The sequence below is a fragment of the Oleiphilus sp. HI0066 genome, assembly GCF_001635725.1.
This window is the reverse complement of the sequence record NZ_LWFH01001433.1, coordinates 25298-33626: the sequence shown is the minus strand read 5'-3', so window position 1 is coordinate 33626 and position 8329 is coordinate 25298. Positions and strand designations below refer to the sequence as shown.

The following is an 8329-nucleotide window of genomic DNA, read 5'->3' as shown; positions in this document are numbered from 1 at the left end:
GGCGATGGCCCCCGCGTTGGGGTGGTGGCTCGGATTGCAAGATCCAACAGCACTTGTTGTAGTCATTCTTAGTTTTGCATTAGCGCAGATTTTGAGAGTGACTGTGGCAATGAATCGTACTTTGCTGTTTGGCTTCGGATTAAGCGTGTTAGTTGGTGTATTAACGCCGATTATTATGCCTGGAGCCTTAGATATGTTGCAGGTTGTTTCGGATGAGCTTCTGAAACAAATCGCAGTAGACTCGCAAATCGAAGTAAACGAAGAATTTCGTGCTTCGTTCCAAGATCTCATGATCGCGAGTTTCGCAGCATCATTTTATTTGATGAGCATTGGGTCATTGTTTTTGGCTCGGTCTTGGCAAGCAGCGTTGTACAACCCAGATGGTTGGCGAGAAGAATTTCATCAACTAAGAATGGGACCGATTGATATGGTAGTGATTGTCAGTGCCATGATGATTGGACCGAGTACCGGAATAGATGGCTATTTACTCGTATTTAGCGGTTTGGTTCCTGTGCTTATCTGCGGTTTTGCTTTAGTGCATGGTGTGATCGGCAAGAAAAATTTAGGCGGGCAATGGCTCATTGGTTTTTATGCCATGGTTCTTGTTTTGTTTCCCGCATCGTTGGCAATCATTGTATTTATGGCAATGGTCGATAGTGGTGCAGACTTTAGGTCAAGGATACAAGCTTCACCAAAGTCTGAGTGAAGCTACAAGAACTTAGTATTGTTCGCAAAAGAGACAATTCGATTTAATAGTTGAGGATAGCGAGATGGAAGTAATTCTACTCGAGAAAGTTGGTAAGCTAGGCGGTCTTGGCGACAAAGTGACAGTGAAGTCTGGCTTTGGTCGTAACTTCTTGATCCCTTACGGCAAGGCTGTTCCAGCAAATGCTGCGAACGTTGCTGAGTTTGAAGCTCGTCGTGCTGAGCTTGAAAAAGCAGCTGCTGAGAAACTTGCAGCAGCAGAAGCGCGTGCAGAAGAGCTTAACGGTAAGGCTGTAACGATCGTTTCTAAAGCTGGTGATGAAGGCAAGCTATTTGGTTCTATCGGTGTACGTGACGTTGCAGATGCAGTCACTGCTTCTGGCACTGAAGTAAGCAAGTCTGAAGTTCGTCTTCCAGAAGGTCCAATTCGTAACACTGGTGATTTCGAAGTTGATGTTCAGTTGCACAGCGATGTAACTGCAACAATCAATCTTTCAGTTGTTGCTGAATAAGACCTTACGCCGAAGCGCGTAACGTTCACAGAGCCCAATTTTAAGTTGGGCATCTGCTTCTAAGCCCTAAGGATATCCTGTATATTCTTGGGGCTTATTTGTATTTATCTCCTGGAGTTTTTTCCTCTCGTGGCTGACCAAGAAATCTTAAATTTAAAAACCCCACCGCACTCAATCGAAGCTGAACAGTCCATTCTTGGGGGCCTGTTGTTAGATAATAGTAAATGGGATGCGATTGGCAGCAAAGTTATAGAGGATGACTTCTACCGACAAGATCATCGTTTGTTATTCCGTGTCATGAGCCGTTTGGCTACGGCGGGCAACCCTGTTGATTTGATTACTGTCTCAGAAGAACTGCAGCGTATTGGTGAGCTTGATAATGCTGGTGGTATGCAATACCTCACCGAACTCGTTGAGAAAACTCCTAGTGCAAGTAACGTCCATTCCTACGCAAATATTGTGCATGAGCGAGCTGTTTTACGCCGTTTGATTCGGGTTTCTGGTGAGATCTCTGATAGTGCTTTTAATCCTTCAGGAAAGAGCACCAGTGAATTATTAGACGAAGCTGAGCGCAAGGTATTTAAAATTGCCGAGGGCACTGCAGGTGAGGAAGCTGGTCCTGTTTCTATCAATCCGATTCTGACCAAAACGCTTGAACGTATCGAAGAACTATTTGATGCAGAAGAGGGGATTACCGGTGTTACGACAGGGTTTACCGACCTAGACGAAATGACTTCCGGTTTACAGCCCTCTGATTTGATTATTGTTGCGGCGCGTCCTTCTATGGGTAAAACGGCATTTGCGATGAACTTGGTAGAAAATGCGCTGATTAAGGCTGAACTCCCGGTATTAGTATTCAGTATGGAGATGCCGGCAGACTCTATTCTTATGCGTGTATTGTCGTCGTTAGGCCAGATAAACCAGACTCGTATTCGTTCGGGTAAGTTAGAAGAAGATGATTGGCCGCGCTTGTCTTCAGCGGCGAAAATCCTAAAAGACCGTCCGCTTTACATCGACGATTCAGCAGGTCTTAGTCCAACAGAAGTCCGCTCACGTGCTAGACGTGTGGCGCGAGAAGTGGGGCAGATTGGCTTGATCATGGTCGACTATTTACAGCTGATGCAAGTACCCGGGATGAACGAGGGAAGAACGGCCGAAATTTCTGAGATCTCTCGATCTCTTAAAGCTCTTGCTAAAGAGCTTAATTGTCCTCTTGTCGCGCTTTCTCAGTTAAACCGAGGCCTAGAGTCGCGAACTGATAAGCGTCCGATGAACTCTGACTTACGTGAATCCGGAGCGATTGAGCAGGATGCCGATGTCATCATGTTTATCTATCGCGACGAGTACTACAATGAAGATAGTCCAGATAAAGGGCTTGCTGAAATTATCATTGGTAAGCAGCGTAACGGGCCAATTGGTAAGATCCGTCTTCAGTTCCAAGGCGAATTCACCAAGTTCAACGATCTGTCACACGTGGATTATAACAACGAATTCTAAGGTTTTTTGCGATGGCTCGACCTGCTGTAGCTCTTATAGACCAACAAGCATTTGAACAAAACATTGCCTACCTATCCGGCCTTGCCAATAGTGCCGAGACCATTCTTGTCGTAAAGGCAGATGCCTATGGTCACGGCGTTAAGAATCTCATTTCATCATTTCAAGGTCGCCGCTTAGCCGTTGCCTGTGCTGAAGAAGCTGCAACAATTTTCTCGCTAGGTTTTGATGGTGAAATTCTCTTACTTGAAGGGCCATTCGAAGCGGACTGCATCGAGAGTTTAGCTCAGCACAACGTGAGTTATGTTATCCATCGGCCTGAGCAAGTGAGCATGCTGGTTGCACAAAACTTTGATGGCAAGGTCTGGTTAAAAATCGATTCGGGTATGCATCGTTTGGGCTTAACGGTCGAGCAAACCAAGCGTTGTATTGAGTTATTAGACGGCGCAAATATTCAGTTAGAAATGCTAATGACTCACTTTTCGAGCGCAGATGATCGTCGAAGCCGCTCATTGCAAGAGCAGGCGGATGCGTTTGACCGTTTAGTGAACGAATTAAAGCTTGATGATCTTCCAGTATCAATGTGCAACTCCGCTGCCTTGATGTTGCATGAGCGTTATCATGGGGCAGCAGTAAGGCCAGGCATTGCCCTATATGGAGCTAACCCCGCGCCTGTAATCAAGCCTTTGTCAGAAAAGCTCTCGCCCGTCATGACCTTGCAGACTGAAGTGATCGCTGTTCGAGATATCGACGTTGGTGAGACCGTAGGGTATGGCGATACGTGGACTGCATTGCGTCCGAGTAAGATTGCGACATTAGCCATAGGCTATGGTGATGGTTATCCGCGACATGCTCCAACAGGAACGCCAGTATTGATCAATCAACAGAGAGCACCTTTAGTAGGGCGCGTGTCGATGGACATGGTTACTGTTGACGTGACTGACATTGTGAGCGTTGATGTCTGTGCAAAGGTTGAGCTCTGGGGCCAGAATCTGCCAATTGAAGAGGTTGCAGAACATGTCGGAACGATCTCTTATGAACTTTGTACGAGTTTAACCTCACGCGTTCCGAGACGCTTAGTTTGAATGTCCCTTAAACAACAGAAAAAGCCCCAATAGCTGGGGCTTTTTTGTTTCAGAACGAGATACCTTATTTTTAGAAATCTTCCCAGTCGTCTTGACCAGAGAATGAGGCTGCGCTACCGCCGCTACTGTTATTTGAGCGAGGAGACTCATAAGTCATGACGGGTACAGGAGAAGGGCTCGGAGCTGGCGCAGCTGTTACAGTGGGCATTGCGCTCATTGCCATTCCACCTTGTAGGTTGAAGAACGAAATCATACTGGCCATGTTGTTAGACTCTTCTGACATGCTGCGACTTGCAGCTGAGGTCTCTTCAACTAACGCCGCATTTTGCTGCGTCATTTCATCCATTTGTGTAATAGCTTGGTTGATCTGACTAATACCGGCATTTTGTTCGATTGCAGCATTGTTCACATCGTTGATCATTGTCGCTACTTTATCGACGGCGCATACTATCTCTGCCAAGGTTTCACCACTTTGATTAACGAGTGTAGAGCCAGATTCAACTTTACTTACGCTGTCGCGAATAAGATCTTTGATCTCTTTTGCAGCCGCCGCGGAGCGCTGTGAAAGTGTTCGAACTTCGCCAGCAACTACCGCAAAGCCTCGACCTTGTTCACCTGCACGTGCCGCCTCAACAGCCGCGTTGAGTGCCAAAAGGTTAGTCTGGAAGGCGATCTCATCAATCACTCCAATAATGTCGTTAATCTTATTGCTCGACTCTAAAATCTCACTCATCGCATTCACTGCATCGTCAACAACCGCGCCACCTGATTGCGCTTTGGATTTTGCTTCTGCTGCTAAGGTGTTTGCTTCGGATGCGTTTTCGCTAGATTGCTTCACCGTAGAGGTCATTTCTTCCATGCTTGATGCGGTTTCTTCCAATGAACTTGCTTGCGACTCTGTGCGTCGGCTCAAATCATCAGAGCCTTGCGCAACTTCGCTTGCCAAGCTTCTTACTGCTCCAGCGGCATTTTGAATTTTAATAAGCACTTCGTTTAGCTTGTTCACAGTGTTGTTTGCGTTGGTCTTAATATTATCGAACTCACCACGATAATCGTTGCTGATTGTGTTGGTGAGATCGCCCTCAGACATATGTTCAAACATTTGTCCCATGTCATGCACGAACGATGAAGTTTTATCGAGCAGGGTGTTTAGACCTTCACTTAACTGTTTAAAGAAGCCATCTTTGTCGCTTAGGTTAATTCGCTCACTAAGATCCCCGTCATTTGCGGCAGCAATGATGTTGTCCATTTCTTCTTGAATACGAACCTCTGCGGTTTTGTCATCCCACTCGACAACAGTACCTATACGATTGCCGTCCTCATCATGAACAGGATTTACGATCAGGCTCATATGCCGACCACCCACGACGATTTTGGTTCGGGTCGTTCCGGTCATACGTTCAAGCATCTGTACTTGATGTTGGGGATTTTTATGGAATTGGTCGATGCTGCCGCCCATCAATGTCTCAGGGTTAAAGTTAGGTAGGTCTTTACGAATGTCATCGGCCGCCGCACGCAGCGTGTCGATCACAGCGTCGTTTGCATAGACAATATTTCGGTCAGCATCTGCCATCATTACGTTAGCGGTCACGCTATCAAGGGCTGTTTTAATACGTGATGTTTCGGCGATCATGCGCTTGTCCTCTGCGGCGCGATCACGCAGTTTCTGGCGCATATCTTTCATCGCAGCAAGCAGGCTTGTTGTATCGCCTTCTTTAGTCTCGACTTCTTCATCGAGTTGTCCGTCTGCGATACGGCTTATAACAGCCGTTGCATACGAAGGTTCACCACCGATGGTTTGAGTAAGATTTCTGATAATAAAGAAGGCCGCAATGATGCCAAATAAGATAGCGATGGTAGAGCCGATATATATGATAGCGGTTGTCGCCGAGGCTGTGTCTGCTTGTTCTTGATTTCTAACAACGATCAGTTTCTTTTCTTCGCCGATAAAGTCAGCAATCACGTCGCGCATGGTATCCATGCTCTTTTTGCCGAGACCTTTGCCAATGTACGCGACGATATCAGCATTAGTCGCATTACCCGCATTAACGTCTTTGCGGATGTCCATAGATGGTTCTACATGTTCACGGATCCATGTGTACTTTAGGTTCACTAAATTTGAAATACGTGACACTTGTTGGGGATTATCCGATACGAGCTCTTTGGTCTCATCCGTAAGCTTGTCAAAGTGCTCGCGTCCTGAGTAGTAGGGTTCGAGAAATTCTTCCTGGCCGGTGATTAAATATCCTCGTAAGCCTGTTTCCATGTTGACGAGTTCTGCCATGATTTCATCGCCGTGTTCGATAACCTTATGGGTATGATTTACCCACTTTTGGCTGGTCAGTAAGTGCGATAGACTCTGACTAGCGATAACGGAGATGACAATAAATAGCGTAATCGGTATTGCAAAGCCGATACCGAGCTTTCCTTTTAAACTTAGCTTCTCGAACATATTCATATTGCTTGCCCGTATAATTGAACTTATCCCAAATCTCATGCCGTACCACGTGATTTACCCGGCTGAGAAAGTACTTTTACTTTGCACATATCAATGTGCTTCAAGTATGCTCTGCGTCACGCAGATTTCGTGATGTGCATGAGAATATAGTCGCAAATAACGGTTTCGCTTTGCCTGTTAAAACGAATATCGAAATAGTAATTCTGCTTTAAGAGCAAAACGTTATATTCTTTATTCCACCTTTAGATTTAGAAATATAAATAATGCGAGTCTTAATCTTTTTGATGTTTATTTGGTCTGCAAGTGCGCTTGCGGAAGAAACTTTTTATCTTGAGTTAGCAGCAAATGGCGTGATGCAATCTGTAGCTGACGATGACTTTACGCTAGCGAGCACAGAGCTAAGAGCCGGCTATTACATTGTTGATATGATCGCGATTGAAGCTTTTGCAGGAGTAGGTGTACTCGAAGATTCAGTCGGAGATGCGAATCAAAGTATGCCTTCGCTTTATGGCATCAATACTCGGTTTGAATCGCCGAGCAGAGATGGCACCAAGGCATTTATTGTTGTTGGATATTCATCGACAGACTTGGAGTTAAGCCGAAAAAGTTCCGGTCAGGTGTTGGCAGAAGATACCTTTGATGGCTTTTCATATGGAATTGGCTTAGAAGAAGCGTTGAGTAAAACCAACCCAATTTATTTAAATCTACGTTGGCAAAGACATTATTCAGCGGGAGATATTACGATTGATAGCTTAGGAGTGGCACTTCGTTATGCGTTCTAGTGCATTGTTCTGTTTCAGATCTATAAAATTACTGATTGGATTAGTTTTAATCCTCGTTATGAGTGCTTGTCGCAATGAAGATGGCGAACAAGCTTTTGTTGATGCTGTCGAGATCATTAATTTAGGTGTTCAAAGCATCGCAATTCAGGTTGACGGGCAGGGCACTATCCTCGAAGCGGGAACTGAATCTAGCCTTTCAGCCTTTGCGACTTTAGAAGATAGCTCATTGCTTGATGTCACTAATCGCGTTTCATGGTCTTCGAGTGATTCAAGCATTGTAACTGTGAATGGCTCTGGTCAGTTATCAGCCGGAACTAATTCAGGGTCAGCAGTGATTGCTGCTAATTGGGGAGATCTTAGCGCTTCCCAATCTATTTCGGTTTCGACGGCGTCTCTCATCAGTTTGTCGTACAGCAGTTTTACCTCTTCGTCTTCTCAGTGCGTTCCTGATCGTCAATTGATGGTTGATGGCGTATATGCCGATCGTACCAGTAATGTGACTGAACTTGCTTCGTGGGCAAGCAGCAATAGCAGTGTTGCGACAGTGAGCTCATCAGGTATTTTGGCAACCTTAGATGATGGAGCTAGCACCATTACTGCAAGCTATGGCGGCCAAAGTGTGAATGGGACGATTACGGTTGCGGCAGATATTAGCAACCTCGCGCTTTCGAGCACCCCAGCGGCTAACTTTTCTTTAGATACCTCCGCTACGCGAAGCTTCTCAGCAAGTGTGAACGAGCTAGGCATTGTTCGTGATGTGACTGACATTGCGAGTTATGAGTCGTCTGATACGAATGTTCTGACCTTTTCCAATAATGTTGTCAGTGCAGGAAGCCAAACAGGAACAAGTGATGTCACTGTGCGCTGTGGTGATCTCGCAACGAGCCCAATTACAGTCACCGTAACCGTTCCTGCGACAGCGGATGACATCGAAATTCGCTATAACAATACCGATACCAGTCCAGCTGGTCCGTTTGACGTGCGTGATAGCCCGATACAGCTGTCGGCCATTCTAGTCTTTAGTGATGGTTCTACTTTAGATGTCACAGATGATGCCGATCTTGACTGGTCTGTTAACTCGACCGTTTCAGGTACGGGAGCCACTGTAGACAACGGAAACAGCAAAGGCGAAGTAGTATTTAATGCTGTTGGTCGTACGCGTATAGGTATCGTATTTGATAGCGATGACTACCCATATTTTGAAGATACTATTGATGTATTAGTCGAATAAGATTAAAGTCGCGCCTCCTTAAAAACCTGAATAGAAAATAATCGTTCAGGTTTTTTTTGTAT

Annotated in this window: 7 protein-coding genes; 6 read left to right on the top strand and 1 reads right to left on the bottom strand. The window is 45.6% G+C overall.

Going from position 1 to position 8329, the window contains the following annotated elements:
- The 4 genes from A3738_RS21995 to alr all read left to right on the top strand — a co-directional run.
- On the top strand, nt 1-706 hold a 706-nt coding region (locus tag A3738_RS21995; RefSeq protein WP_231876731.1), incomplete at its 5' end, for a hypothetical protein.
- A gap of 64 nt (nt 707-770) precedes the next feature.
- Nucleotides 771-1217 carry a 50S ribosomal protein L9 gene (gene rplI / locus A3738_RS21990; protein WP_068480510.1) on the top strand — a complete coding sequence of 149 codons (447 nt, stop codon included), beginning with the start codon at nt 771-773 and terminating at the stop codon, nt 1215-1217.
- 129 nt (nt 1218-1346) lie between these two features.
- Nucleotides 1347-2714, top strand: a complete 1368-nt coding sequence (dnaB, locus tag A3738_RS21985) for a replicative DNA helicase (protein ID WP_231876730.1) — start codon at nt 1347-1349, stop codon at nt 2712-2714.
- An 11-nt stretch (nt 2715-2725) separates the two neighbouring features.
- Nucleotides 2726-3796: an alanine racemase gene (gene alr / locus A3738_RS21980; RefSeq protein ID WP_068480513.1), complete on the top strand. Its 1071-nt coding sequence runs from the start codon at nt 2726-2728 to the stop codon at nt 3794-3796.
- A 70-nt stretch (nt 3797-3866) separates the two neighbouring features.
- Here alr and A3738_RS21975 read toward each other — a convergent pair whose 3' ends face one another.
- Nucleotides 3867-6248 (bottom strand): methyl-accepting chemotaxis protein, encoded by a 2382-nt coding sequence (locus A3738_RS21975; RefSeq protein WP_068480517.1) that lies wholly within the window; start codon nt 6246-6248, stop codon nt 3867-3869.
- A gap of 269 nt (nt 6249-6517) precedes the next feature.
- Between A3738_RS21975 and A3738_RS21970 the strand changes: the two genes are divergently transcribed.
- Nucleotides 6518-7036, top strand: a complete 519-nt coding sequence (locus tag A3738_RS21970; RefSeq protein ID WP_068473022.1) for an outer membrane beta-barrel protein — start codon at nt 6518-6520, stop codon at nt 7034-7036.
- Nucleotides 7026-8267: a hypothetical protein gene (locus tag A3738_RS21965; RefSeq protein ID WP_068480520.1), complete on the top strand. Its 1242-nt coding sequence runs from the start codon at nt 7026-7028 to the stop codon at nt 8265-8267. Before A3738_RS21970 ends, A3738_RS21965 begins: the two co-directional genes overlap by 11 nt.
- The last annotated feature ends 62 nt before the right edge of the window (nt 8268-8329 follow it).